This is a genomic window from Chryseobacterium sp. HNCC26DJ240 (genome assembly GCF_057180485.1).
Window position 1 is genome coordinate 331049 of record NZ_JBXUGK010000004.1, and the last position, 24904, is coordinate 355952.

Here is a 24904-nt window from a genome sequence, read left to right on the forward strand (position 1 = left end):
CCTAAAATTTCTTAGTATAAAATGATAAAAATTACACTTCCAGACCAAAGCGTCAGAGAATTTGAAGGAGAAGTGACTCCTTTGGATGTGGCAAAATCTATTAGCGAGGGATTGGCTAGAAATACCATTTCCGCAGTTGTAAACGGTACACAAGTAGAAATCACCACACCTATAACCACAGATTCTACCTTACAGCTTTTAACATGGAATGATGATCTTGGAAAGAAAGCTTTCTGGCACTCTTCTGCCCACCTTTTGGCGCAGGCTATCCTTGAATTTTATCCAAACGCTAAGTTAACGATTGGTCCTGCCATCGAAAACGGATTTTACTATGATGTAGACTTCGGTGATGAGAGTTTATCTGATAAAGATTTCGAAAAGATCGAGAAAAAAGTTTTAGAAAATGCAAAAAAAGGATCAACATTTTCTTTGTATCCTGTTTCTAAAGAAGAAGCTTTAAAAACGTATGCTGACAATCCTTATAAAGTAGAATTGATTTCAAATCTTAACGATGGGGAAATTACTTTTGTAACACACGATAATTTCACAGATCTTTGTCGTGGAGGGCACATTCCGAATACAGGAATTGTAAAGGCTTTTAAAGTTTTAAATGCTGCGGGTGCTTACTGGAGAGGAAATGAGAAAAACCCTCAATTAACAAGAGTGTATGGTATTTCTTTTCCGAAACAGAAAGAATTAACAGAATATCTTGAACTTCTAGAAGAAGCAAAAAGAAGAGATCACAGAAAATTAGGTAAAGAATTAGGGATTTTTGCTTTCTCTGAAAAAGTTGGTCAGGGATTACCTTTGTGGTTACCTAAAGGTGCTGCTTTGAGAAAGAAATTAGAAAATTTCCTTTCTGTTGCTCAGAAAAAGGCAGGTTACGAATTTGTAATTTCGCCACACATCGGTTCGAAAGAACTGTATGTAACTTCTGGTCACTGGGATAAATATGGTGCAGATAGCTTTCAGCCGATCAAAACTCCAAATGAAGGTGAAGAATTCTTGCTGAAGCCGATGAACTGCCCGCACCACTGTGAGATTTACAAAACTTCACAATGGAGCTACAGAGATTTGCCAAAAAGATATGCAGAATTCGGGACTGTTTACAGATATGAGCAAAGTGGAGAGCTTCATGGCTTAACGAGAGTTCGTGGATTTACTCAGGACGATGCGCATTTATTCTGTACTCCGGATCAGCTGATGGATGAATTTAAGAAAACAATTGATTTGGTTCTTTATGTTTTTGGTTCATTAGGATTTGCTGATTTTACAGCTCAGATTTCATTAAGAGATCCTGAAAATAAAGAGAAATACATCGGAATTGACGAAAACTGGGAGAAAGCAGAAACAGCAATTGTAACTGCAGCTACAGAAAAAGGTCTGAAAACCGTTACTGAATATGGTGAAGCAGCATTCTATGGTCCAAAACTGGATTTCATGGTGAAGGATGCTTTAGGTAGAAAATGGCAATTAGGAACAATTCAGGTGGATTACAATTTGCCTGAAAGATTTGACCTTTGGTACACAGGAAGCGATGGCGAGAAGCACAGACCGGTAATGATTCACAGAGCGCCGTTTGGTTCTATGGAAAGATTTATTGCTATTCTAATAGAGAATACAGCAGGAGATTTCCCGTTGTGGTTGGCTCCGGATCAGTTCATTATCCTTCCAATCAGTGAAAAATTTACAGATTATGCGAAAAAAGTTTCACAACTTTTAGAAAATCACGATATTAGCGGATTAATTGACGAACGAAACGAAAAAACGGGTAAAAAGATCCGTGACGCAGAATTGAAGAAGATCCCATTCATGATTGTTGTAGGCGAAAATGAAGAGAATGATGGCACAATTTCTGTAAGAAGACGTGGCGAAGGTGATTTGGGTGCGATGAGCATTGAAAACTTCGTTACTTACTTTAAAGAACAGTCAAAGACAGGATTTGAATTTAGCGTATAGCTTTTAGCTGATGGCTACTGGCGAAACGAAAATTCGATATAGAAAACGCAGTTAGGAGAAGAATTCTCTAATTGCAATAAAAGAAAATTAACCAATAAAATTATAATACAATAGCACAAAGATTTAACAACAGGGGCCCACAAAGACGTCCTGTACAGGAGGACTTACACTTGATCAACGATAAAATTCGTGTGAGAGAGCTTCGTTTGGTGGGCGATAACGTAGAGCCGGGAATTTATCCTATCGATAAAGCAAGACAAATTGCTGCAGAACAAGATCTGGATTTGGTAGTAATTTCCGATAAGGCAGAACCGTTTATTGCAAGAATATTAGAATACAAAAAATTCTTATACGAGCAAAAGAAAAAGCAGAAGGAACTGAAGGCTAAACAAATAAAAGTGGTTGTAAAAGAGATCCGTTTCGGGCCTCAGACAGACGAGCACGATTATGAGTTTAAGAAAAAACATGCCGAAAAATTTCTTGAAGAAGGTTCTAAACTGAAAACCTACGTATTTTTTAAAGGCCGTTCTATTATCTTTAAGGATCAGGGGGAAATTTTGCTTCTAAAACTTGCTCAGGAATTGGAGCACGTAGGAAAAGTAGATCAACTTCCTAAACTTGAAGGGAAAAGAATGATTATGATGATGAGCCCTAAAAAATCTGCGAAATAACAGAACTAAGTTTTCAAAACTATATTAAAACCTCAATTTTTTGAGGTTTTTTTATGCTATTCTTTTAAACTGTCTTGATCTTAAAATCCGTTTTTGTTAATTTGCACAACAATTTAATTTCGCAATTTTATTCAAACTAAAACCTGATGAAATCAGTTTACTATTTCTATTTTTTAATAATTTTAGTATTGTTCTGTTTAGGATGTGCATACTATTATCCGTTTATCTCTGATGACAGTCTGATTTCTCTCCGTTATGTTCAGCGTTTTTTGGATGGAAAAGGACTTTCATGGAACGACGGCCATCCCGTTGAAGGTTATTCTAATTTTCTGTGGGTTTTGCTTGTTTCATTTCTGGGAAAAATGGGATTGGATTTAATATTGGCTGCCAGGATTTTAGGTATTATTTGTTCAATCGGAACTTTAATTGTAATTTTTAATTATTTAAGGAGCAGATTAACAGAAAAAGAAAGTGTTTTTATTCCAATTATTTTACTAGTAACCACTCCATGCTTTATGGTTTGGGCAATAGGCGGATTGGAACAGCCGCTCTATATTTTACTTTTGACATTAGTTTTGACAGAAGTTTCAAAAATTATAGATCAAAATTTTAAAAGACTGTTTTTCTTATCATTTTGGCTTGGACTTTTGGCTATCACAAGACCGGATGGCTTTCTTTTCACCTTAACAGCCACAGGATTTTTATTTTTAATCAATATAAAAGATAAAACTAAAATTTTAAAAATCATTTTGACTGCTGGCGCAATTCCGACGTTATTTTTGGCAAGTCAGTTATTGTTCAGATACAGTTACTACGGTGAGTTTGTTCCCAACACAGCATTAGTTAAAGTGAAAATTACGTTGCATCACGTTCTACGAGGCGGATTTTATAATTTAAAAGCTTTTCTGGGGACATTTATTCTTTCTGCAACAGGATTGTATTTCTTGTGGTTGTCAGTTTTCAAAAAGAAAGATCTCTTCGCCGTATTTTTGTTGCTCAATGTAATAGCGTGGGGATTGTATATCACTTTGGTAGGCGGAGATATTTTTCCTGCTTACAGACAATACTACGTCGCTGTTATCTTATTTATTTTTGCAATTAGCTGTGGTTTAAAATACATCAGTTTCAAGCAAACCAATAATATTCAAAAGTATGTTATTGGCTTTATCTTAATTTTAAATGGCTTTTTACAACATTTTATTCCTGCCAATCACAATGCAGTTGAAGAACGATGGGAATTTGTAGGAATGAAGCTTGGCGAAAATTTAAAAGAAAGTTTCCCTAAACAAACCTTAATTGCAGTGACAGCAGCAGGGTGTATTCCCTATTCTTCACAACTACCTACGGTTGATATGTTTGGTTTGAATGATTACTACATTCCCCGTCATCCGCCTGCCAACTTTGGAAACGGATCTTTAGCACATGAACTTGGCGATGCCAATTACGTGATGAAGAGAAATCCTGAGATTATTATTTTAAACACCGGAAATCGTGCTGAAGATGTGCAGTTTAATATCTCTCTACAGCTAAGGAAAAATAATTTGTTCAAAAAAAGATATATTGAATCAACCATTCATGATGGTAATACCCCATACACTTTATACTTTAATAAATATTCACAAAATACAGGAGTTAAAAGATCAGAAAACGAAATAACCGTCCCTGGATATTTGTTTTCAAGCAATAAAGATTCGTTTTCAGTTTTTAAAAATGGTGAAATTTTAAAAGTTTTGGAAGCTTCCAGGATTTATTATTTAAAACTTGATGATATTAACGGAACGAATTGGTTTTTAAAAAAGATAAATAATCAATCAAGCGATGATTTGAAATGTACTTTTATACAACATGGTAAAGAATTATTGATAGAACTTCGACCTTCCAAAAAAATATTATTAAAATCTCTCGTTTTAGATTCGGGGGTTTAATATATTTTGTATCTTTGCAAACCGATATTTCTGTATAGAAATTCACAATCCGATATTGATAACAAAACATAAAAAAGCAGAACAATGCCAAAATTAAAAACGAAATCAGGTGCTAAGAAGCGTTTTGCTCTTACTGGTTCTGGTAAGATCAAAAGAAAAAATGCTTACAAAAGCCACATTTTGACTAAAAAAGAAACAAAGCAGAAGAGAAATCTTACTACTACTTCTTACGTAGCGAAAGTGGACGAAAAAAGCGTTAAGCGTCAATTAGCAATTAAGTAGTTTTTATAAATCCTTATTCGGTTTATAAGAATTCAAACAAATTCAACAATTTAACCCTGAATTGCAGCCCAAAAGTCTGATGAAATAAGCAGCGCTGAATTCAAAAAAACAATTACATTATGCCTAGATCAGTAAACTCCGTAGCTTCAAGAGCTCGTAGAAAAAAAGTATTAAAGCAGGCTAAAGGTTTTTTCGGTAGAAGAAAAAACGTTTGGACTGTAGCTAAAAACGCGGTAGAAAAAGCAATGTCTTATGCTTACCGTGGTAGAAAAGAAAAGAAAAGAAATTTCAGATCTCTTTGGATCACTCGTATCAACGCGGGAGCCAGAGAGCACGGAATGTCTTACTCTCAGTTTATGGGAGCTCTTAAAAAGAACAACATCGAGCTAAACAGAAAAGTTCTTGCAGATCTTGCAATGAATCATCCAGAGGCTTTCAAAGCTGTTGTAGATCAAGTAAAATAATTTAAACTATTTTGTTATCAATATAAAATCCTGAGTTTTTTGCTCGGGATTTTTTTATTATCTAAATTTGTTCTAAGTAATAAAATTTAAAGTGAAAAAAGTACTTTCCATTCTGTCTTTAGGTATTCTCGGTGTTTTCCATGGGCAAACTTTTATTCAGGCGTATCAGGACAGAGCCAATCAGGTGACGCAGACGAATGTCACCAACCTCCTGCAGCAGTTTTCCAACCTCGGAATCAAAACCACGGGATCAGTTGCCAATGACAACACCTTGACATGGCTGAAAAACCAGTATCTGGCTTACGGATACACGGCAGGTCAGATGACGGAAGATACTTTCACCATCGGGAGCAGTACTTCGAAGAATTTGATCGTCACCAAAACAGGAACTTTATATCCTGATATTTTTGTGATTATCTGCGGACATTACGACACGATCAACAGTCCGGGTGTGAGCGACAATGGCAGTGGAACTTCAATTTTGCTGGAAGCTGCAAGAATTTTAAGAAATGTTCCTACAGAATACTCGGTTAAATTCATACACTTTTCTGGGGAAGAACAAGGTCTTGTGGGGAGTAATCATTATGTGAACAATGTGGTTTTTTCTAATAATGTACGCCAGCTGAATTTAAAAGTAGTTTTCAATATTGATCAGGTAGGAGGCCAGTTTGGAACTGCAAACAATATGATCACCTGCGAAAGTGATCAAAGCGGACAAACTGCCAACAATGCACCATCTCTTGCGATGACCCAACAGCTGGCCAACTGCACGACGCTCTACTCGCCTCTTATGGTGAATATGTCTAACGCTTTTGCGTCAGATTACGTGCCATTTGAAAACAAGGGAGATATTATAACCGGTTTCTACGAAACTCCTGTTAGTGGAAATCAGCACACAGCGAACGACACTTTTGCCAATGTGAATCCTGTGTATGTTTTTAATGTTGGGAAAGCTGCCGTGGGAGCGCTGCAGCATTTCGCAGTTGCTACTACGGTTCTTGCGGTTGATGAAGCTCAGAAAAATTCAGATCAGATTAAAATTTATCCAAATCCTGCGAAAAATATTTTACACATTGAAACTTCTTCTGCAATTAAAAACTTTACTGTTGAAATTTCTGATATGAGCGGAAAATTGGTTTTAAAATCTGAAAATCAGAATGAGATTAATATTTCAGGAATAAGTTCAGGAAATTATATGTGTACAATAATTCATAACGGCGAAAAAACATCCAAGAAAATTATTATCGAATAATTAATAATTTCACATAAAATATTTAAAAACAAATGATAAAGAAAATTCAGTCAATCCTGCTTTTTTCCCTTGCTATAGGTGGCTTTCAGGCTCAAAATGCAGTTCCTGCTTACCAAACCAGAGTTGAGTTGATTTCAGAGAAGAATATTGTTACCAATCTTAAAGAATTTGAAGGTTTGGGAATAAAAACCACAGGTTCTAAGGAAAATGACAATGCATTTAACTGGATTAAAAACAAATATCTTTCTTACGGATTTACCGAAGACCAGATTTCTGAAGATCCTTTCAAAATGGGAAAAGCAGAATCTAAAAACCTGATTATTACCAAAAAAGGAACTGTACATCCCGACAAATACATTATCATCTGCGGTCATTTCGACAGCATCAACGGGCCGGGCGTAAACGACAATGGCAGCGGAACTACCATCATTATGGAAGCTGCAAGAATTTTAAGAGATGTGCCTACCGATTATTCAATAAAATTTATCCATTTTTCAGGTGAAGAACAGGGACTGAAAGGAAGCAAACATTATGTTGATAATGTAGTTTATAAAGATAACGTTCGACAGTTTGATACTAAACTGGTCTTTAATTTGGATCAGGTTGGTGGTAAAAAAGGACTTTTCCACGACACCGTTTTTTGTGATGAAGATCAGGGAGGAACGTCTAAAAATAATAAAGCCTCAACAGATGCGACGAAAAATTTAATGAAATATGTTGCACTTTATTCGCCTCTGAAAGCTGATATTGATCCTGCAGAACACAGCGATTACATTTCTTTTGAGAAAAAAGGCGAAGTGATTACGGGTTTCTTTGAATATCTCCGAAGTGAACTTCCTCATACACCGGATGACACTTTTGCCAATACAGATACAAGATATGTTTTCAATATCGGAAAGGCTACACTAGGTGCTTTGCAGCATTTTGCAGAAGCTTCAAAGGTGGACAGTGACAAAAAATAATCTTTTTAGTATTTTCATAAAAACCTGCATTTTTTGCAGGTTTTTTCTATTGATTTCTATCCAACAGAATTTTTTCAATTTCATTTAATGAAAAGTTTTTGGCTTTCAGTAAAATTAAAAAATGATACAGCAAATCTGCAGCTTCATTTTTAAATAAATTGTCATCATCATCTTTTGCTTCTATCACCAGTTCTACAGCTTCTTCTCCCACTTTCTGAGCGACTTTATTGATGCCTCGTTGAAATAAAGAATAGGTGTAAGAATCTTCAACCTGATCATCAATTCTCTGTGCGATTTTATCTTCCAGTTCATACAGAAAACCTTTAGTATCTTTCTCACCAAAACAGCTGAAAGTTCCGTTGTGGCAAACAATATTCGTTGGAATGACTTTAATTAAAACTGTATCGTGATCACAGTCTATCTGAATATTTTCTACTGTTAAAAAATTCCCAGACTCTTCACCTTTCGTCCATAATCTGTTTTTTGAACGGCTGAAAAAAGTAACGATTCCTTCATCTTTTGTTTTGTTAAAAGCTTCTTCGTTCATGTAACCCAGCATTAAAATCTGCAAAGTTCTGTCATCCTGAATAATTACCGGAACGAGTCCGTCTGTTTTATTAAAATCTATTTTCATCTTACACTAATATTTCTTTTTTTCAATTCATTTTTTAGGTCATCAATTCGAATTTCTCCAAAATGAAAGACGCTTGCTGCTAAAGCTCCGGTAGCTTTTGTAAGTTTAAAAACATCTTCAAAATCTTCCGTTTTTCCAGCTCCACCCGAAGCAATCACGGGAATATTTACATTTTCTGAAATGAGTTTAGTCAATCTCAAATCAAATCCGTTTTTAGTTCCGTCGCCATTCATTGATGTTAATAAAATTTCGCCAGCTCCTAATTCTTCAACCTTTTTTGCCCAATCCAATGTTTTCAGAGGAGTCATTTCCCTTCCGCCTTTCACAAAAACCCAGTCTTCATCATTGACAAATTTCGTGTCAATCGCCACGACGATGCACTGACTTCCAAATTCTTTTGCCAGTTCAGAAATCAGATAAGGATTTTTTACTGCTGAAGAATTGATGCTGATTTTATCAGCTCCGGCTTCCAATAATTTTCTGACATCTTCAACAGAAGAAATTCCACCTCCAACAGTAAAGGGAATACTCAGTTCTTTCGCAATATTTTTCACCAATTCGACGAAAGTTTTCCTTTCTTCAATCGTTGCCGTAATATCCAGAAAAACCAATTCGTCAGCCCCTTCATTTTCGTATTTTTTAGCTAAATCAATAGGATTTCCAGCATTTCTCAAACTTTCAAAGTTGATTCCTTTTACGGTAGTTCCGTCTTTGATGTCGAGACAGGGAATTATTCTTTTTTTAAGCATTTATTTAAAATAGTTTTAAAATTGATATTTTATAATTGATAGGATTTTATCCTATCCCTGATTAAGTCGTCCCTTTGGGACTTGAAAGTAATTACCGGAAATTCTGGATTTGTATCAACGTCATTCATTTTCAATAAACTTCTGTAGTTCTTTTAACTGAATTTTTCCTTCATAGATTGCCTTTCCGATAATCGTTCCGGCACATCCGATTTTTTTCATCAGATAAACATCTTCAATACATGAAATTCCACCACTTGCTACTAACTGAATTTTTGTTCTATCTAAAATTTCCTGATACAATTCTGTAGCAGCACCTTCCAGCATTCCGTCTTTTGAAATATCTGTACAAATCACATTTTGAATGCCATTTTTCTGATAATCAAGAATAAAATCAATCACATTTTGATCACTTTCTTCGAGCCAGCCCGAAGTTTTTATTTTTTTGTTTTCACAATCAGCACCGAGAATAATTTTCTCCGATCCGTATTTTTCAATCAATTGAAAACAAAATTCAGAATCCTGAACGGCGATGCTGCCAATCGTAATTTGTTTTGCACCGGAATTGAAAGCAATTTCAATATCATTTTCAGATTTCAATCCGCCACCAAAATCAATGTGTAATGATGTATCTTTAGAAATAGTTTCCAAAACTTTCTGATTGACGATATGTTTTGATTTTGCACCATCCAAATCCACCAGATGAAGAAACCGAATTCCAAAATCTTCAAATTCTTTGGCTACTTCAAGCGGATTTTCATTATATATTTTCTTGGTATTGTAATCACCTTTTGACAGTCGCACACACTTTCCGTCGATGATATCTATAGCGGGAATTATTTTCATATGTAGTTCTTTATTGTTTTAATAAGTGATCACGAATAGTTGGAAAAGGTTTGCAATCGCACCTTTTTCATGAATATTTCTATTTCCAACCACGGCGATTTCATTTTTAAAGTTTTAAAAAGTTTTTAAGCAACTGATTCCCGAACTTTCCCGATTTCTCAGGATGAAACTGTGTCGCAAAGAAATTATCTTTCTGCAACGAAGCACTGAAAGGCAAAATATAATCACAGACCGAACTCGTATCTTCTGATAATTCACAGTAATAACTGTGAACGAAATACAGGTCATTTTCCTCCGAAATTTCTGAAAATAAAGGAGATTTCAAATCTGAAACGGTATTCCAACCCATGTGTGGAACGAGATTCAGTGGAGGGAACTTTTTCACATCGCAGTTGAAAATTCCCATTCCAACCGTATTTCCTTCTTCATTATTTTTACACATCAGCTGCATTCCGAGGCAAATTCCCAAAACAGGTTGACTCAATGACGGAATCAGTCGATCCAAACCTTTCTCTCTTAAAACTTTCATCGCGGAAGAAGCTTCACCAACGCCAGGAAAGATTACTTTTTCCGCGTTTTTTATCAATTCAAAATCATCTGTAATGATTGAATCAAAACCCAGTCTTTCCAAAGCATTCTGAACGGAATTTACGTTTCCGCCGTTGTATTTTATTACTGCGATCATTTATAAGCTTCCTTTAGTTGATGGTAAATTGTAATTTTCGTCGGTTTGATTGACTGCCATTTTTATCGCTTTTGCAAACGCTTTAAAGATTGATTCTATTTTGTGGTGCTCATTTTCACCTTCAGATTTGATATTTAAATTGCATTTTGCAGCATCTGTAAACGATTTGAAAAAGTGGTAAAACATTTCCGTGGGCACATCGCCAATTTTTTCCCTTTTAAAATCAGCTTCCCAAACCAACCACGGTCTTCCACCAAAATCAATGGCAACCTGAGAAAGACAGTCGTCCATCGGAAGCAGAAAACCATATCTTTCAATCCCTTTTTTCTTTCCTAAAGCCTGTAAAACTGCTTCTCCGAGGACAATTCCTGTGTCTTCAATTGTGTGATGCTCGTCAACATTCAGATCTCCGTTTACCTTAATTTTTAAATCTAAATTTCCGTGCTTCGAAATTTGCTCGAGCATGTGATCAAAAAAATGTAAACCTGTAGAAATTTCAGAATTTCCACTTCCATCGAGATTCACTTCGACTTCGATTTCGGTTTCGTTAGTCGTTCGGTAAACTTTTGATTTTCTTGGAATCTTTTTTAAAAACTGATAGATTTCGTTCCAGTTTTTTGTGGTTAATTCTGCATCCTTATTTTCAGATTCATTAATGAAAATACTTTTTGAACCTAAATTTTTTGCCAACTGAATATCGGTCAAACGATCTCCGATGACAAAGGAATTTTTCAAATCATAATTGCCATAAATGTATTTTCGCAACATTCCGATTTCAGGTTTCCTGTTTGGGGAATTTTCATGTTCAAAACTTTTGTCAATTAAGATATCACTGAAAACAATTCCTTCATTTTTAAAAGCTTTTAACATCTTATCCTGAGGTTTTATAAAGTCTTCGAAAGGAAAACTCTCCGTTCCCAAACCATCCTGATTGGTGACCATCACCAGTTCGTAGTCGAGTTCTTTTGCAATTTTGGCTAAATTTTGAAAGACGAAAGGATAGAATTCAAGTTTTTCCAAAGAGTCAACCTGAAAATCTGTTGGCGGTTCCAAAATCAGTGTTCCGTCGCGGTCGATGAATAGTACTTTTTTCATTTTAAATATTTTTCAGAACATTTATTAGTCTTTTATTTTCATTTCGGCTTCCAACATTCAGTCTGATGCAGCTGGGAATCTGAGGAAATCTTTTGCTGGATAAGACTTCATTTTCAATCAGCGTATTATAAACTTTTTCAGCATCTTTAAATCCAATCAAAAAGAAATTGGCATCTGTAGGAAAAACTTTTGAAATGCATTCTAAATTTTTAAATTCATTTTTTAACCATTCACGCTCTCGTAAAATTTCATCTAAATTATTTTGAAAATCTTCAATCTGATCTAATTTTTCAAGGATTAAATTCTGACTCAGAATATTCACATTGTATGGAGATTTTACCGTGTAGATTAAATTCGTGATTTCCTCTGAGGTATAAGCAACTCCAACCCTCGCACCAGCCAATCCCCACGCTTTGGAAAAGGTTTGTAAAACGATGAGATTAGGATATTCATCGATCAAATCTAAACAGGATTTTTGTTCTGAAAACTCAATGTAAGCTTCATCAACGACAACAATTCCATCAAAATTTTTGATGTAAAATTCAATATAACTAATTGAATTTCCGGTTGGATTGTTGGGCGAACAGAGAAATAATATTTTAGGTTGATTTTCTTTATTTATATTTAAAAATTCTTCCTTTACTATATCAAAATTTTCATTCAGATTTAGCTGTAACACGTTGTTTTCATTGATTTTTGCATAAAATCCATACATCGCGAAAGATGGATTCATCACCAAAACAGAATCTTTTTTCGGTTCGCAGAAAATTTTAATAATTAAATCTATCAGTTCATCACTTCCATTTCCGATGGCAATTTGACTTGGTAAAATGTTTTTTAAAGCTGAGATTTTTTCTCTCAAATTCCTGTGCGTGGAATCCGGATAGCGGTTAAATTCCCCAAACGGACTCTCATTTGCGTCCATCAGCAAAGGGTTTTCGAATAGATTATTGTCTCTGAAACTGATGTATGGTTTAAGTTCCAAAATATTTTTTCTAACTAAATTTTTAATATTTATTGTTGTCATTATTTTATTTTAATCTGATGGATACTGCATTTTTGTGAGCTGAAAGACCTTCTGCTTCCGCCATGAGTTCAATAGTTTTTCCTAAATTTTGTAAGCCTTCTTTAGATAAATTCTGAAAAGTAATTTTCTTCACAAAGCTGTCTAGCGAAACTCCGCTGTAGTTTTTTGCAAAACCGTTTGTAGGCAGCGTATGATTGGTTCCGCTGGCATAGTCTCCTGCACTTTCACAGGAATAATTTCCGAGAAAAACTGAACCTGCGTTTTGAATTTGGGCAATATATTTTTCGAAATCCTGAACTGCTAAAATCAAATGTTCCGGAGCGTACAGATTGCTGAATTCCAAAGACTCTTCGACAGAATCCAATAGAATAAAATGGCTGTTATTCAACGATTGCTGAGCAAATGCGTTTCTGGGAAGTTGCTGAATCTGTTTTTTTACTTCTTCAACGGTTTCATTTAAAACTTTTAAATCGCTTGAAATAAAAATGACCTGGCTGTCGCTCCCATGTTCCGCCTGAGACAACAAATCTGCTGCACAAAACTGAGGAACCGCATTTTTATCAGCAATGACCAAAACTTCGCTCGGTCCGGCAGGCATATCGATGGCGACTCCAAAACTTTGGGCATAATCTTTTGCTGTAACCACAAACTGATTTCCGGGGCCAAAAATTTTATACACATTCGGAATTCTGTCTGTCCCGAAAGTCATCGCAGCAACCGCCTGCGCTCCACCTACTCTAAATATTTTTGAAACTCCGCAAAGCTTTGCTGTATAAAGAATTGCCGGATTGATATTTCCGTTTTTATCTGGAGGTGAACACAAAATAATCTCTTTGCAACCCGCCAGTTGAGCAGGAATTGCGAGCATTAAAACCGTAGAAAACAAAGGTGCAGTTCCCCCTGGGATGTAGATTCCCACTTTTTCAATGGCTCTGTTTTCCCTCCAGCAGATCACGCCTTTTGTCGTTTCGATTTTTTCAACTTCAACTATTTGCGAAGCGTGAAATTTGGTAATATTTTCTTTGGCAATCTGAATAGCTGATTTTAAATCTTCTGATATTGAATCTTCCGCAATGTCGATTTCAGCAGGACTCACCTGTAATTGTGTGATTGTTGAGAAATCAAATTTCTCTGCATAATTGATCAATGCCTGATCACCATTTTTCTCAACTTCAGCGAAGATTTCTTTAATGGTTTCTGAGATTTCCTGTCTTTTGAAAGCCGGTCTTTTGGTTAATTCAAACCACGTTTCTTTCTTTGGATTTTTATAAATATTCATCTTAAATTACCATTTTATCGATTGGAATGATTAAAATATCCTGTGCACCTTTCAGCTTTAGTTCATCGATGACATCCCAGAAACGTTCTTCGTCGATAACGGAATGAATGCTGCTCCAACCCTCTTCAGCAAGCGGAATAACCGTCGGACTTTTTAAAACGGGAAGTACATTTGAGATTTCTGAAATCTTATCATTGGGAACATTCATCAGAATGTATTTTGAATTTTTAGCCTTTAAAACCGCTTTAATTCTGAAAAGTAATTTGTCTAAAATTTTCTCCTGAGAAGAATTAAGATTGATATTTTTTGCCAGAACAGCTTCAGATTTTAGAAGTGTTACCGTTTCACGCAATCCGTTTTTAAATAAAGTGCTTCCAGAACTTACGATATCACAGATTCCGTCTGCCAGTCCGATGTTGGGCGCAATTTCCACGGAGCCTGAAATCACATGAATATCAGCCTGAATGTTATTTTCGCTTAAATATTTTTGAAGCGTGTTGGGATAAGATGTGGCAATTTTTCTTCCCTGAAAATACTGTGGCTGATCGCTGTCAATATCTTTCGGAATGGCCAGAGAAACACGACATTTTGAAAAGCCTAATTTCTGTACAATTTCATTTTCTTTCTGTTTTTCTGCCAGAAGATTTTCTCCAACGATGGCGATATGAACTACTCCGTCTTCCAGATATTGTGGAATATCTGAGTTTCGGAGATACATAATTTCCAATGGAAAATTGTCTACCAAAACCTTCAGCTGGTCTTTGCCGTTGTTGACAGAAATGCCGCAGTCTTTGAGAAGCTGAAGAGATTCTTCGTATAACCGTCCGTTTTTCTGAATGGCAATTTTTAATTTACTCATTACTTTTTTAAAGTTTTTGTCTGAGTAAATGAAGTTGATTTATGAAAATTTCACAGAAATGTGGAAACAAAAAAACCGTCCTTACTCAGACGGTTTTTAATTTATTTTTTATGAATTCAACACAAAATATCAATCACTTCCGCCTTAGCTGAGATGATGATAATGATGAAGTGTTGAGAAATTCGGTTTCATTTTTTTGAAATATTGTGATACAAATGTAGAGTTTATTTTTAAACCTGCAACAGTTTTATGAAATAATTCTTTGATAAAGATTCATGAGTTCGTTAGCAATCGGCTCGTCATTAAATTTTTGAACAAAGTCAAAACCCTTATCAGCACGGCGTTTACGTTCAGATTCATTTTCCCACAGAAACTTTATTTTCGCCTGAATGTCAAGGTAACTTTTTGGATTAATATACACGGAATCGGGACCTCCGGCTTCGGGAAGACAGCTTGTATTGCTCGTAATCACAACCGTTTTCGAAAATAATGCTTCGATCACCGGAATTCCAAATCCTTCAAAGAAACTTGGGTAGACAAAAATGTCGGCGAGTTTATAAATCACCGCCAGTTCATTCATCGAAACGCCTGTTAAAAACTGAATATCAATTTTATTTTTATCAATTTCCTTTTCAACAATTTTGAAATATTTCGGCTTTTTAGTTCCAACCACTACCAAAGGAATTTGCGTTCCCCGAAGTGCTTTTACAACATTCAACAAATTTTTTCGTGGCTCGATAGTTCCTACATTCAGAATAAATCTTTCAGGAAGCTGAAATTTTTCTTTAATCTCTTTAATAAATTCTTCAGATTGATTTTCTTTAAAAGCATGATGACAACCCTGATAAATCACTTCAATCTTGCTTTCCGGAACTTTTAAATAATGAATAATGTCATCTTTAGTCTGCTCAGAAATCGCAATGATTTTATCAGCAGACTGTGCGGCTTTTTTAAACTTCCAGAAGTGAATTTTTCTGTCAATCCATGTGTAATACTCCGGATACCTTTCGAAAATCAAATCGTGGATGGTCACTATTTTTTTAATCGGTTTGCTGTTCCATTTCAGAGGCAGTTCGCCGGATAGGCCATGAAAAATATCTGCACCGGCATTCTGCGCATCTGTTCCCGTCTTAAACTGTCGGGACAAAGTTCCCTTCGAAGTTTTGAGATGTGAGATGTTGGAACGTTTTAAAATTTCGGTTCCTTTTTCCGAGGTCTTTTTACTGATCAGAATGTATTGATTTCCAGGATAATATTCAGAAAGAATCCTTACCAGATCCCGTGAATAATTTCCTAATCCTGACATGCTTGAAAAGATGCGTTTTGCATCAAATGCTATCTTCATCTTCTGGTTTTATAATATTTTGAGTCAATTGTTTTTTCTTCCAGTGCTCAGATTTGTCACCGTAAAGAAAAAACTTGCCCATTTTATATTTGAACTGCATTTTGTTGTCGTAATGAGGTGCCAAGAAACGGTGAGGAATATTGGGATTTTCAGCAAGACATTGTTTCACAGAGTCCGTATACACTGTTGGTCCGGTTGTTTTATGAACATTGTGAGGGTACGGATTATTTTTGATGTTATCCAGAATATTCTCCAGTGTTTTCTGTAAAAATGGGTGTCCGGCTGCGTAAACCAGACCCCATTGTACGTAGTATGTCGGCGGAATTTCATCCGTAACCAAAGCCACATCGTCTTCACGGATAAGCTTTCGCAACGGGATGTTTATTCCACTGTCTACATCGAGGTAAACACCACCTTTTTTATACAGAATGGCATACCTGAAAAAATCTGCTTTGGCAGCTCCAATGGTTAATCTGTTATAAGCTTTAGAATATTCCGGAGGAAACTCATCTTTAAAAAAGCTCTGAATTCTTTCATCATCGTAAAAATGATATTCGTATTCAGGGTTTTTTCTGAGCATTCTTTTAATGTAAAACCTTGTGATCCAAGGTAATTTACTTGTTTTAAAAGTCTGAAATATTTGCTTCGGAATTGCCATTACAGAATGATTAAACAGCTACATTATTCTCTCTCAAAGCGTCATTTAGAGACGTTTTTTTATCTGTAGATTCCTTTCTCTGACCAATGATCAATGCACATGGAACCTGATATTCTCCCGCAGGATATTGTTTTGTATAACTTCCCGGAATTACCACTGAACGTGCAGGAACTCTTCCTTTAATCTCAATTGGAGTTTCTCCTGTAACGTCAATAATTTTGGTGGAAGCTGTCAATACAACATTAGCTCCCAAAACTGCTTCCTTTTCAACGTGAACGCCTTCTACAACGATACATCTTGAACCAATAAAACAGTCGTCTTCAATGATTACGGGTGCTGCCTGAAGTGGCTCCAAAACTCCACCAATACCAACACCACCACTCAGGTGAACGTTTTTACCGATCTGTGCACAACTTCCAACAGTTGCCCAAGTGTCAACCATTGTTCCTGAATCTACGTAAGCTCCGATATTTACGTAAGACGGCATTAAAATAACTCCTGGTGCAATGTATGCTCCTTCCCTTGCGATTGCGTGTGGTACAACTCTCACTCCTTTTTCTGCATAGTTTCTTTTCAAAGGCATTTTATCGTGAAATTCAAAAGGTCCTACCTCAATGGTTTCCATTTTTTGAATCGGAAAATACATTACAACTGCTTTCTTCACCCATTCATTTACCTGCCATCCATTTTCAGTAGGTTCTGCGGTACGAAGCTCGCCTTTATCAACCAAAGAAATAACCTCTCTGATTGCCTTTTGGCTGTCTTCATTTTGTAATAATTCTCTGTTGTCCCAGATGTTTTCGATAGTTTGCTGTAATGACATTTTTTATTTGAATTTTGTTAAAATAATGAGTTCAAAGATACAAAAGTTTTAAGCTAAAATATATGTTTGAATTTTGCCTAAAAATATGTTTTGCTGAAAAAATATTGCTTATAAAACACGTTGTGCATGAAGATAAGCCTTATTCCAATATTTTTCGTTTAAAGATGAAATGATTACACCTTTAGAAGTTGAAGCGTGAATGAATTTTACTTCGCCGTCGCTTTCTATACTGTGAACGATTCCTACGTGAGAAACCTTTGATCCTCCCGCAGTTGCAAAAAACAGAAGATCTCCGGGTTTGGTGTCTGAAATATTAATTTTTTTTCCGAAATCTGCCTGATCTGCAGATCGTCTTGGAAGTTTTAATCCATTTTCATCAAAAACTTTTGTGGTCAGTCCGGAGCAGTCAAATCCTGATGAAGTATTTCCGCCAAACTTGTAGGGACTTCCCAGGTAGTTTTCGGCATCCTTGATGATTCTCTTTACAGATGACGAGATCTTGCCATCAAAATCTGAATCGAGTTTTCTTAAATTCTCGGTTTTTGTAGGTGATTTTGTTGTTGATTTGTTATTAGAAGCTATATTTTTTGAGCTTCCGCAGGATATTGCCAGCATTGAAGCAGCAGCAAGAATGATAAGTTTTGCAGAGAAATTTTGTTTCATTTTCATTAATTATCAAAAACCTCTCAAAGATAATAAATTTGGATTGTATAAATAAAAAAAGCATCGTATCTACGATGCTTTTCAGCGAAGAGAGAGGGATTCGAACCTATCTTCTCAAAGCCCTACTCTATCTATGTTTCTCATTTTTACAAATTCTACCTGCCATTATTCTGCCACAGTTTTTTTTATAGTATAAAAAAAACAATATTTTCATTTATCAATATAAATAAATTATTGAGTAATTTAATTCATAGCAAATATATAAATATTTAACATAATAAACATTTATCTTAGAACGTACAAGCTTTTAAAAGAAATGGAAAAAATTCGAGAATAAGAATTATATCATTAACTTCCAATACTGTTTGAACCTTGATGCGTTTTTCTTTTTTATCGAACACTATTATAATAAAAGTGTTTTCATCAGTACTTATAATAGTGGTTTTGGTGACAACAAAAGTTGTGCTTCTGCAGCCGTTCTCGGTAACAATTTTGTATTTTAGTTATCGATTAAGCCCTGATAAATTAATTTCTACGTACATTTTAATAGAGATTGTTTTGTATACACGGTATTATTGCAATTTAATTCTCAAAATAGTGAATAGAAAACAGAAATCCCATCCTAATTTAGTTTAATAATTTGTTTTAAATTTCATTGTAACTTCTCATAAAGTATAATGAGATAATGACAGAAATGTAAAGCCATTCAACGGCAATAAACACAATTCCCACAGCACAACATTACTTTCGACCTTGATAATTTAAAATAGAAATTATGCAGGGAGAGGATGATTTGAGAGGTTTAGCTAAAATTATGGGATTCATGAGAGCAGTAAGTATTATACTGGTCATAATGCATTTTTATTGGTTTTGTTATGTGTTCTTTTTAGAGTATGGATGGGTTTTAGAGATTATTAATAAGATATTATCGAATTTTCAGAAAACAGCAGGATTGTTTTCTCATCCGTTATACACTAAAATCTTTGCAGTAGTCCTTCTGGCATTAAGTTGCTGGGGAACGAAAGGTGTCAAAAACGAAAAAATCACCTGGAAAAAGATAAATGCTACTTTAGTAATTGGGATACTACTTTTCTTTTTTAACGGTTTGCTACTTAATTCTCTTTTTAAGTATTCTACACTTCTCTACATATTAACTACATGCTGTGGTTATATCAGCTTAATGATGTCTGGGGTTTGGATCAGCCGTCTTTTAAGAACAAATCTGATAGAAGATGTTTTCAATAATGAAAACGAGAGTTTTCAGCAGGAAACAAAACTGATGCAAAATGAATATTCGGTAAATCTTCCTACAAAATTTTATTATAAGGGTCAATGGAATGATGGGTGGATTAATGTTGTTAATCCTTTCCGGGCGAATATTGTCTTAGGCACACCCGGTTCCGGAAAATCTTATGCAATCATCAATAATTACATTAAACAGCACATAGAAAAAGGCTTCTCAATGTATATTTATGACTTTAAGTTTGATGACCTTTCTACAATTGCTTACAATCACTTACTTAAGCATACATACAAGTACAAAGTAAAACCAAAATTTTATGTTATTAATTTCGATGACCCCAGCAAAAGCCATCGTTGTAACCCTCTGAATCCTGATTTCATGACAGATATTTCTGATGCTTATGAAGCTGCTTATACAATCATGCTGAATCTCAACAGAAGCTGGATTCAAAAACAAGGTGATTTTTTTGTTGAGAGTCCGATTATATTATTGGCTGCTATTATTTGGTTCCTGAAAATCTATGAAAATGGAAAATACTGCACATTTCCTCATGCAATTGAATTATTGAACAAAAAATACGCTGATGTCTTCACCATTTTAACGACCTATCCTGATTTAGAAAATTATCTTTCTCCTTTCATGGATGCATGGCAAGGAGGCGCACAGGATCAGCTCCAAGGACAGATTGCTTCTGCAAAAATACCTTTATCGAGAATGATTTCTCCACAACTTTATTGGGTGATGACAGGAGATGATTTCACATTGGATATTAATAATCCTAAAGAACCCAAAATACTTTGTGTGGGAAACAATCCGGATCGACAAAATATTTATTCTGCCGCATTGGGTCTTTATAACTCCAGAATTGTAAAGCTTATCAATAAAAAAGGGCAGTTAAAAAGCTCAGTTATTATTGATGAGTTACCAACCATCTATTTCAGGGGATTAGATAATCTTATTGCTACAGCCAGAAGTAATAAGGTCGCTGTTTGTTTAGGATTTCAGGATTACTCACAGCTTATTCGTGATTACGGAGATAAAGAAAGCAAGGTCATTCAAAACACGGTTGGAAATATTTTCAGTGGGCAGGTTGTAGGAGAAACCGCTAAAAATCTTTCTGAAAGATTTGGGAAAGTACTCCAGAAACGACAAAGCTTAAGTATAAATAGAAACAATACCTCCACCTCTATTTCAACACAGTTAGACAGTTTAATACCAGCTTCCAAAATTTCGACTTTAACTCAGGGAATGTTTGTAGGAGCCGTGTCAGACAATTTTGATGAACGTATTGAACAGAAAATCTTCCATTCGGAAATCGTTGTAGACAATGAAAAGGTTGCATCTGAAGCGAAGTCATATCAAAAAATACCCCAGATAATTAATTTTGAAAATGAGTTCGGAGAAAATACAATGAAAGAAGAAATACATGCAAATTACCAGAAAATCAAATCAGACATTTTATCTATCGTAAAAAATGAAATTGAGCGAATTCAAAATGATCCTCGACTAAAGCATCTTATACAAAAAGACTAGAAAATAAAGTTTTGAAAAAAGAATCGTTTTGTGAGACTAAATTGATAATTAAAAAGACAAAAAAAAATATTGAAGTTCAAAATTACAATGGAAACGGATCAATATTCAAATTATATATTTTTTTTTGTAAAAAAAAGTACAGACCAAAGTTCGGCCTGTACTCCAAAAATTAATTATTCTAACTATTAGTTTTTGATAAATGTTTTCTGTGATCTTTTTGCACCTTCTTTCACAATAACAAAGTAGGTTGCATTGGAAAGATTTGAAATATTTAATTTTTCATTATAATCGCCTGTAGATAACTGTGCATCTTTGCTGAAAACCACCTTACCTGAAAAATCGATTATCTGCAGGTTAATTTCACTTTCATTAGATTTAAATTTCACTGTCAGTTCGTCTTTAGCCGGGTTAGGATAAATTGCAAGATCAGAATTGCTTTTGACCTGTTCTGTAACCGCTAAATTTCCAAGGTCACATGCAGGAATTCTGTTCGTTCCGTCAATTCCCCACGAAGTCATTACCGGAATACAAAGCCAGTTGAGTACGGTTGGGAAGTGGTCGGTTTGCCTTGGTGTATTCAGATAATTCTGAATAGTAAATGTTTCTGATGTCTGAAGATTTCTTGTAGGTGAACCTGTAATTGTCGCATTATTACCCAAAGGTCCTGAATCTGTCAAAGTATTTCCTGATGCTTCAGTCATTTTGTAGTTCGCCAAAAGATCAGCGTAGAAAGGATGCGAGCTTGTTATATCCTGATTAGCCCACTGTACAATGGCTTCATTGGATAATTTGGCATTCCAGATTCTTACATCTTTGTAAGATGCAGAGAGGTTGACACCATAAGTATTCGTACCGTCCTGATTGATGGTTATTGGTAAATTAGAAGTGATGTCTCCAATATTATTCATTTTTCCTACAGTTACCGGAACTCCGTCGTCATACATGGTGGCAAGGCCGTCTCTGTCGAAAGTTACAGCGATATGTTTCCATTGGTTGGTCAACAGTTTTCCTCCGGTCAGATCCAGTCTGTTGCTGCCGTCACCTATATTCATTTTAAAGGTCTGTCCTGAATATCCTGAGATGACAAAACCTTTGTTGTACCCATTATTCCAGTTTTTATTCCCGATGAATACCGGATCACTTGTATAATTGGCATTGGGTTTAATCCAAAATTCAATCGTAAAATCCTGTGTAGTTCCGAAATTAAAGCCACTCTGCACGGATGGCTTCGCATAGGTTCCTGCAGGTAAATTCAGACGGTTATAGGTTGGTGTATTCTGAACCTGGGTTTTGCTGATCTGTTGAGGAACAAACGAAGGATTGGAATAAATTGAAAAAATATCCCGTTCTGTAAGATTTCCTCCACCATGTGAGCTGCCCTCTCCACCGTGATCAGTGGTAACTACCACCAGCCAGTTTTCGTTATTATACGTGCTTCTGTTTTTCATTGCAGTGAGAATCTCACCGATGTAGGTATCGGTAGTCTGAATTGAGTTAACATATTGAGTTGATGTGGAAGAAAAACCATATGAATGTCCTGCGCCATCCACATCGTCAAAGTCAACAAACAGTACATCAGGATTATCATTCTGCAGTGCATTGACTGCTGCATTTTTTACAGCAAGATCAGTAGAGAAGTTGGTTTTGACATCTGCGGTATTGATGATATTGTTGTTAATAGGTGCCCAGTGAGCCAGTGAGATGGTTCTTAAATTGGAATTGTATGTTTCAATTCTTGTTAAAAAATCACGGTAATTAACGTAGTTGGGATTGGTGAAATTGTTGTCCGGCACATTATGCTTATCGACGCCAACCCCTGTCAGCATAGAGCTCCAGCCGTTGCCGCTGATGGTGGGTGCAAGTGTAATGGCATCTAAAGAATAAATTGCAGTCGGCAGCAATCCCTGAATGTTCGGAGTGTTTGATGACATCATCACGTCAGGCCTGCAACCGTCTATCCCAATAAACAGGACTTTTTTGGTCTGTGCACTCATCAATGCACCAGTCAAAACCAAAAGAGAAAGAAGTTTTGTTTTCATAATAACTATTTTAAAGATTTAATTTTTGTAATTGAATTAAAACTGACTATACAATTACTTCAGTAATCAGTTTTTTGAAGAATTAAAAAAGAATATGTTCAGCTTCTGAAAGATTGTTTAAAATATGATCAGGAAATGCCTTTTCCAATTGCGCTCTGGTTTGAGCACCGCTCAAAACGGCAATGGTCACTCCGCAGCCCGCGTTTTTGCCTTCCTGAATGTCGATAGCAGAATCTCCTGCTTTTAAAACCTCTTTCGCATCTGTAATTCCAAATTTTTTCATGGCAAGAATGATCATTTCAGGGCTCGGTCTGCTTTCAGAAACATCATCTGCAGTAATCAGAGCGTCGTAGTGAACATTAATTTTCCAGTTGAGTTTTGTGAGCAACTGACTGGCAATTTTATGAGTGTAACCGGTATTTAAAACTACTTTTTTACCTTTAGATTTTGCTTTCAACAAAAATTCTTCAACACCAGCGATGGGTTTAACGTTGAGATCATCATAGGCAAGTCCCAGTTCATTAGAAAACTTTTCGAATATAGCTTCGGTATCTGCTGTATTTCCACCTATGTTTTCGAGTAAGTTTTTAATTGCTTCTGCTTTTTCCATTCCGGCACATATTTCAAGCACTTTATCTAAGGTCACTTCGTATCCATAGTCATTCACGGCCTTTGTAAGCGTTTTATACACTACATTGTCTTCATCGATCGTTGTTCCGGCCATATCCAGAACCAATAGTTGTATGTTCATTTTTTAAGAAAAAATTGTATTGATATTAAATTTTGAATAACCGCCGCTTCCGGTCATTCCTTTTCCACCGATGCCTGTTACGATATGAATGTTGGGCGAAACATTGTGCTCGAAAATATCTTTGGTTTTACACTGAGAATAAATTCCGAACCACCTTCTCTGAATTTCGTAGGTTGGCAAATCGATGATTTTTTTAGCTTCATTGATCATAAATTCGTCGATATCCATATTTAAATCATAACCAAGATCATCAGCATTTTTGGCGTCCGCATATTCGTGAGAGTCACCGATAATTACTGAACCATCCAAAGCCTGTTTAAATAAAATGTGAATCCCGAATTTCTTTTCAAATGAATTTTTGTTTTCAACTTCCTTTATTTTAACAAAAGATGCACATTCGCTGAAAGACTCATATCTTCTGATTGACAGCCCCGTAAGTATATTACCCGGCAGTGAATAAATCCCCTGCGGTTTGGTCTGAAGCATCTGCAGTTTGCTGACTTCTAAATCACTATTATTGAAAACTTCGGGATACAGTGTTTTAAATTCATGTCCTCCGCAAATGATGATTTTTGAAGATTTGATTTTCTTTCCGTCTGCAGTGGTAACGGTACATAGAGAATTATTTTCAGTGGTTTCTACGACTGTTGTATTATAAAAAATATCCAGACCTTCCTGAGTGTTCAGATATTGATGAAGCTTGACAATCATCTCTCCGGAATCCACTGAGATCTCCTGTGGAAAGAACAGTCCTCCTTTACAGTAATCAGATCTCAGGCCGTCGAATTTCTGAATGCACTCGCTTTTCGAAAGAATGACCGATTCGTAATCATTGTTTTTGTTGATCTGAGCCAGTTCTTCAATCAATTGCAGTTCTTCATCATTTGAAGCGATGTAAACCGAACCATTTTGTCTTACAGTCAAATCCGATTTGGACTGCAGATCTTTGTAAATGTTCAGACTTTCCTTTCCGAAATTCTGCCATTTAATGTCCATTCCGGAAGGAACGACCTGTCCGAAATTTCTTACTGTTGCGCCTTGTGGAACAGAGTTTCTTTCCAGAATCGCCACTTTAAGTTTTTTCTGTAATGCATGGTAAGCGTGGAATGTTCCCAGAATTCCGCCACCTACAACTATTAAATCATATTGAGTATTCATATGTA

The 24904-nt window shown here is 35.6% G+C and carries 23 protein-coding genes; 8 read left to right on the plus strand and 15 right to left on the minus strand.

Annotated elements, in window-relative coordinates; genetic code table 11:
• The first annotated feature begins 21 nt into the window (after nt 1-21).
• From thrS to AC2A1G_RS10150, 7 genes are all read left to right on the plus strand, one after another.
• A complete protein-coding gene (gene thrS / locus AC2A1G_RS10120) occupies nt 22-1959 on the plus strand; it encodes a threonine--tRNA ligase (RefSeq protein ID WP_484046797.1) in 1938 nt (645 codons plus the stop codon).
• Between the two features lie 170 nt (nt 1960-2129).
• Nucleotides 2130-2630: a translation initiation factor IF-3 gene (infC, locus tag AC2A1G_RS10125; RefSeq protein WP_484046798.1), complete on the plus strand. Its 501-nt coding sequence runs from the start codon at nt 2130-2132 to the stop codon at nt 2628-2630.
• 146 nt (nt 2631-2776) lie between these two features.
• Nucleotides 2777-4555, plus strand: coding sequence for a glycosyltransferase family 39 protein (locus AC2A1G_RS10130; protein ID WP_484046799.1), 1779 nt, complete (start codon nt 2777-2779; stop codon nt 4553-4555).
• Nucleotides 4556-4639: 84 nt separating this feature from the next.
• On the plus strand, nt 4640-4837 hold the full coding sequence (gene rpmI, locus AC2A1G_RS10135) for a 50S ribosomal protein L35 (protein ID WP_027385360.1): 198 nt from the start codon (nt 4640-4642) through the stop codon (nt 4835-4837).
• 119 nt (nt 4838-4956) lie between these two features.
• Nucleotides 4957-5301, plus strand: a complete 345-nt coding sequence (gene rplT, locus AC2A1G_RS10140) for a 50S ribosomal protein L20 (protein WP_262147379.1) — start codon at nt 4957-4959, stop codon at nt 5299-5301.
• Between the two features lie 91 nt (nt 5302-5392).
• Entirely contained in the window at nt 5393-6553 is a 1161-nt protein-coding gene (locus AC2A1G_RS10145) for a M28 family peptidase (RefSeq protein WP_484046800.1), read from the plus strand.
• 32 nt (nt 6554-6585) lie between these two features.
• Complete coding sequence (locus AC2A1G_RS10150; protein WP_484046801.1) at nt 6586-7515, plus strand: M28 family metallopeptidase; 930 nt, start codon at nt 6586-6588, stop codon at nt 7513-7515.
• 46 nt (nt 7516-7561) lie between these two features.
• On the opposite strand, the gene hisIE is transcribed toward AC2A1G_RS10150, so the two are convergent.
• The 12 genes from hisIE to AC2A1G_RS10210 form a co-directional block, all read right to left on the minus strand.
• Nucleotides 7562-8149, minus strand: a complete 588-nt coding sequence (gene hisIE, locus AC2A1G_RS10155; protein WP_484046802.1) for a bifunctional phosphoribosyl-AMP cyclohydrolase/phosphoribosyl-ATP diphosphatase HisIE — start codon at nt 8147-8149, stop codon at nt 7562-7564.
• Nucleotides 8146-8898, minus strand: coding sequence for an imidazole glycerol phosphate synthase subunit HisF (gene hisF / locus AC2A1G_RS10160; RefSeq protein ID WP_484046803.1), 753 nt, complete (start codon nt 8896-8898; stop codon nt 8146-8148). The genes hisIE and hisF overlap by 4 nt, the downstream gene beginning before the upstream one ends.
• 120 nt (nt 8899-9018) lie before the next feature.
• Nucleotides 9019-9741, minus strand: a complete 723-nt coding sequence (gene hisA / locus AC2A1G_RS10165) for a 1-(5-phosphoribosyl)-5-[(5-phosphoribosylamino)methylideneamino]imidazole-4-carboxamide isomerase (protein ID WP_484046804.1) — start codon at nt 9739-9741, stop codon at nt 9019-9021.
• Nucleotides 9742-9847: 106 nt separating this feature from the next.
• Nucleotides 9848-10426 carry an imidazole glycerol phosphate synthase subunit HisH gene (gene hisH / locus AC2A1G_RS10170; RefSeq protein ID WP_484046805.1) on the minus strand — a complete coding sequence of 193 codons (579 nt, stop codon included), beginning with the start codon at nt 10424-10426 and terminating at the stop codon, nt 9848-9850.
• A complete protein-coding gene (gene hisB / locus AC2A1G_RS10175; protein WP_484046806.1) occupies nt 10427-11521 on the minus strand; it encodes a bifunctional histidinol-phosphatase/imidazoleglycerol-phosphate dehydratase HisB in 1095 nt (364 codons plus the stop codon).
• A 1-nt stretch (nt 11522) separates the two neighbouring features.
• Nucleotides 11523-12548, minus strand: coding sequence for a histidinol-phosphate transaminase (gene hisC / locus AC2A1G_RS10180; RefSeq protein ID WP_484046807.1), 1026 nt, complete (start codon nt 12546-12548; stop codon nt 11523-11525).
• Between the two features lie 4 nt (nt 12549-12552).
• Nucleotides 12553-13827 (minus strand): histidinol dehydrogenase, encoded by a 1275-nt coding sequence (gene hisD, locus AC2A1G_RS10185; RefSeq protein WP_484046808.1) that lies wholly within the window; start codon nt 13825-13827, stop codon nt 12553-12555.
• Between the two features lies 1 nt (nt 13828).
• Nucleotides 13829-14686: an ATP phosphoribosyltransferase gene (gene hisG, locus AC2A1G_RS10190; protein ID WP_484046809.1), complete on the minus strand. Its 858-nt coding sequence runs from the start codon at nt 14684-14686 to the stop codon at nt 13829-13831.
• A 247-nt stretch (nt 14687-14933) separates the two neighbouring features.
• On the minus strand, nt 14934-16031 hold the full coding sequence (locus AC2A1G_RS10195) for a glycosyltransferase family 4 protein (RefSeq protein WP_484046810.1): 1098 nt from the start codon (nt 16029-16031) through the stop codon (nt 14934-14936).
• On the minus strand, nt 16015-16689 hold the full coding sequence (locus AC2A1G_RS10200) for a glycosyltransferase family 32 protein (protein WP_484046811.1): 675 nt from the start codon (nt 16687-16689) through the stop codon (nt 16015-16017). Before AC2A1G_RS10200 ends, AC2A1G_RS10195 begins: the two co-directional genes overlap by 17 nt.
• A 10-nt stretch (nt 16690-16699) precedes the next feature.
• Complete coding sequence (locus AC2A1G_RS10205; RefSeq protein WP_055986992.1) at nt 16700-17512, minus strand: 2,3,4,5-tetrahydropyridine-2,6-dicarboxylate N-succinyltransferase; 813 nt, start codon at nt 17510-17512, stop codon at nt 16700-16702.
• A gap of 108 nt (nt 17513-17620) precedes the next feature.
• Complete coding sequence (locus tag AC2A1G_RS10210) at nt 17621-18175, minus strand: C40 family peptidase (RefSeq protein ID WP_484046812.1); 555 nt, start codon at nt 18173-18175, stop codon at nt 17621-17623.
• Between the two features lie 775 nt (nt 18176-18950).
• On the opposite strand from AC2A1G_RS10210, the gene mobC reads away from it, so the two are divergent.
• Complete coding sequence (mobC, locus tag AC2A1G_RS10215) at nt 18951-20951, plus strand: conjugal transfer protein MobC (protein WP_484046813.1); 2001 nt, start codon at nt 18951-18953, stop codon at nt 20949-20951.
• Nucleotides 20952-21136: 185 nt separating this feature from the next.
• On the opposite strand, the gene AC2A1G_RS10220 is transcribed toward mobC, so the two are convergent.
• From AC2A1G_RS10220 to AC2A1G_RS10230, 3 genes are all read right to left on the minus strand, one after another.
• Nucleotides 21137-22990, minus strand: a complete 1854-nt coding sequence (locus AC2A1G_RS10220; protein ID WP_484046814.1) for an alkaline phosphatase family protein — start codon at nt 22988-22990, stop codon at nt 21137-21139.
• A gap of 82 nt (nt 22991-23072) precedes the next feature.
• Nucleotides 23073-23741: a phosphonatase-like hydrolase gene (locus tag AC2A1G_RS10225; protein ID WP_484046815.1), complete on the minus strand. Its 669-nt coding sequence runs from the start codon at nt 23739-23741 to the stop codon at nt 23073-23075.
• Nucleotides 23742-23744: 3 nt separating this feature from the next.
• The gene (locus AC2A1G_RS10230; protein WP_484046816.1) at nt 23745-24899 is read right to left on the minus strand and encodes a TIGR03364 family FAD-dependent oxidoreductase; all 1155 of its coding nucleotides are present in this window, start codon (nt 24897-24899) and stop codon (nt 23745-23747) included.
• Nucleotides 24900-24904: the final 5 nt, after the last annotated feature.

Excerpts from the sequence above, each read along its gene's own strand:
- thrS (WP_484046797.1), top strand. The coding sequence starts at position 22 with ATGATAAAAATTACACTTCCAGACCAAAGCGTCAGAGAATTTGAAGGA.
- AC2A1G_RS10130 (WP_484046799.1), top strand. The coding sequence starts at position 2,777 with ATGAAATCAGTTTACTATTTCTATTTTTTAATAATTTTAGTATTGTTC.
- rpmI (WP_027385360.1), top strand. The coding sequence starts at position 4,640 with ATGCCAAAATTAAAAACGAAATCAGGTGCTAAGAAGCGTTTTGCTCTT.
- rplT (WP_262147379.1), top strand. The coding sequence starts at position 4,957 with ATGCCTAGATCAGTAAACTCCGTAGCTTCAAGAGCTCGTAGAAAAAAA.
- AC2A1G_RS10150 (WP_484046801.1), top strand. The coding sequence starts at position 6,586 with ATGATAAAGAAAATTCAGTCAATCCTGCTTTTTTCCCTTGCTATAGGT.
- hisIE (WP_484046802.1), bottom strand. The coding sequence starts at position 8,149 with ATGAAAATAGATTTTAATAAAACAGACGGACTCGTTCCGGTAATTATT.
- hisF (WP_484046803.1), bottom strand. The coding sequence starts at position 8,898 with ATGCTTAAAAAAAGAATAATTCCCTGTCTCGACATCAAAGACGGAACT.
- hisA (WP_484046804.1), bottom strand. The coding sequence starts at position 9,741 with ATGAAAATAATTCCCGCTATAGATATCATCGACGGAAAGTGTGTGCGA.
- hisH (WP_484046805.1), bottom strand. The coding sequence starts at position 10,426 with ATGATCGCAGTAATAAAATACAACGGCGGAAACGTAAATTCCGTTCAG.
- hisB (WP_484046806.1), bottom strand. The coding sequence starts at position 11,521 with ATGAAAAAAGTACTATTCATCGACCGCGACGGAACACTGATTTTGGAA.
- hisC (WP_484046807.1), bottom strand. The coding sequence starts at position 12,548 with ATGACAACAATAAATATTAAAAATTTAGTTAGAAAAAATATTTTGGAA.
- hisD (WP_484046808.1), bottom strand. The coding sequence starts at position 13,827 with ATGAATATTTATAAAAATCCAAAGAAAGAAACGTGGTTTGAATTAACC.
- hisG (WP_484046809.1), bottom strand. The coding sequence starts at position 14,686 with ATGAGTAAATTAAAAATTGCCATTCAGAAAAACGGACGGTTATACGAA.
- AC2A1G_RS10195 (WP_484046810.1), bottom strand. The coding sequence starts at position 16,031 with ATGAAGATAGCATTTGATGCAAAACGCATCTTTTCAAGCATGTCAGGA.
- AC2A1G_RS10200 (WP_484046811.1), bottom strand. The coding sequence starts at position 16,689 with ATGGCAATTCCGAAGCAAATATTTCAGACTTTTAAAACAAGTAAATTA.
- AC2A1G_RS10205 (WP_055986992.1), bottom strand. The coding sequence starts at position 17,512 with ATGTCATTACAGCAAACTATCGAAAACATCTGGGACAACAGAGAATTA.
- AC2A1G_RS10210 (WP_484046812.1), bottom strand. The coding sequence starts at position 18,175 with ATGAAACAAAATTTCTCTGCAAAACTTATCATTCTTGCTGCTGCTTCA.
- mobC (WP_484046813.1), top strand. The coding sequence starts at position 18,951 with ATGCAGGGAGAGGATGATTTGAGAGGTTTAGCTAAAATTATGGGATTC.
- AC2A1G_RS10220 (WP_484046814.1), bottom strand. The coding sequence starts at position 22,990 with ATGAAAACAAAACTTCTTTCTCTTTTGGTTTTGACTGGTGCATTGATG.
- AC2A1G_RS10225 (WP_484046815.1), bottom strand. The coding sequence starts at position 23,741 with ATGAACATACAACTATTGGTTCTGGATATGGCCGGAACAACGATCGAT.
- AC2A1G_RS10230 (WP_484046816.1), bottom strand. The coding sequence starts at position 24,899 with ATGAATACTCAATATGATTTAATAGTTGTAGGTGGCGGAATTCTGGGA.